The organism is Kribbella antibiotica (assembly GCF_004349055.1).
Taxonomy (GTDB): Bacteria; Actinomycetota; Actinomycetes; order Propionibacteriales; family Kribbellaceae; genus Kribbella; species Kribbella antibiotica.
In genome coordinates this window covers 1-1,739 of sequence record NZ_SMKX01000295.1, presented here as the reverse complement: position 1 = coordinate 1,739, position 1,739 = coordinate 1, and the positions used below count along the sequence as shown (strand labels likewise).

Below are 1,739 nucleotides of genomic sequence, written 5' to 3'. Positions count from 1 at the left end.
GGGTGGGGCGCGCGGGGCTTACGGCCCGGAGGTTGGGTTGGCGTTGGTTGCCCAGGGATCGGTGTAGTTGGGCACGTGCGCGAGTAGTCGGGCGCGGAAGGCCTCGCGTTTGGCTGCCAGTTGCGGGTTGGTCATGGCGCTGGCGGCGGGGCGCCCGTCTGGTTGTCCGTGCATCGGAGTGCTGCTGGTGTCGCTGTGGGTGGGGTTGGCCCAGCTGCGAGCAGCGGCCAGCACAGCCGGATCCGTCACAGGCAATGGATCCGCCCAGCTCGGCCGGGTCACGTTCACGATGCCGCCGGTGATCGACACCGCCCACTGATCCGCGTGAACAGCCCGGTGATGCGACGCACACAGCAACACCAGGTTCTGCATGCTGGTCGGACCACCATTCGCCCAATGAACGACGTGGTGCGCATGGCACATCCACGGCGGTGCTTTACACACCACGCAGCCCTTGTCGCGCTTGTCCAACGCGCGCCGAATGTACCTGTTCACGAAGCGTTGCTCAGTCCCGACGTCCAGGGGTTGCGAATCGCCACCCAAGACGATCGGGAGGATCGCGGCGTCACAGGCCAGCAGCCGTACCGCGGCGGCTGACAAGTTGTCGCCGAACACCAACTCACCCACCGCACCACCGGTCGCGTTCTTCAAGTCCTCGAAATCAATCGTGACCGTCACATGCGGCACACCCGGAAAGTCCGTGTTGCCCGCGGCAGCATGCAGGATCACACCCACGGCATCGGCCTGACGCTCGTCCAGCGACCGCGGGTCACGCTCACCATCGATCGTCTTGTGCGGCTTGGCAAGGGTGTGGATCTGGGTCTTGAACTGGACGCCCATCGCGCCGGGCAGGAACCCGTTGAACTTCACCCCGCCGGCGACCTCACGCAGCCGCAGCGACCTTTTCGCCTGCGCCTCTTCTTCGGAAGGTTCCGCGCCGTCGGTGTCGAGGCGTGCGAGGACATCGTTGCCGAACTTGGCGAGCCGACGAGGGTCCTGGTCCTTGGCGACGCCGACCATCTGGTTTTCGGTGAACTCGAGTGTCTCGACCGGAACAGTCGAGGGAACCTTCTCCAGCGTCTCGACGATCACCATTCCCTGCGCCGGCCGCACCGTCCACGGCCGGGCCGGGTCTGTCGGATCCGGCAACGCCTCGGCCACGAGCGGGTACTTACGCAAAGCAGCCATGAACGCGAGAGCCTTACGAACCTCCGCAGGGGCCTCCCGGTACCGCTCGGACAAGAAATCGACAGTGTCACGAGCACCGAGCTCGGCCGCAGCACCCATCTCGTCGAGCCGCCCGCCAGCTTGCAGGATGAAGGTGTCGAGTGCTGCTTTGACAGCGTGCGCAGTGTCCAGCGAGGTCACCAATTCGGCGACACTCAAGGACCACACTGGGGGCATCGTCAACATCTCCATACCCAAAAGCATAGCCACGCCCGCCGACACTTTTTGGCCGGAAAGCCCTTATCTGCAAGGTTTTCTGTGGGCTACTTTGTCAGCCCACACCAGCCCACACCAGCCCACACCAGCCCACACCAGCCCACACCAGCCCACACCAGCCCACACCAGCCCACACAGCCCACAGCCGCCAGGCGTGCTCGAAGGGTTCTGAGCCGCCCCGGCGTGTCCGGAGGCTTCGTTAGGTGTTAACCGGCCTCGGCGAGACGGGTTCGGTGAGTGTAGTGAGTCTGCTCGGCCTGGATTGGTGTCAGGTCTTGGATGGATCCGTGGGGCCG

The 1,739-nt window shown here is 64.9% G+C and carries 1 protein-coding gene; it reads right to left on the bottom strand.

From position 1 onward, the window contains the following. Positions 1 to 18 precede the first annotated feature (18 nt). Complete coding sequence (locus tag E1263_RS42305; protein WP_165956947.1) at positions 19 to 1,419, bottom strand: HNH endonuclease signature motif containing protein; 1,401 nt, start codon at positions 1,417 to 1,419, stop codon at positions 19 to 21. Positions 1,420 to 1,739 lie beyond the last annotated feature (320 nt).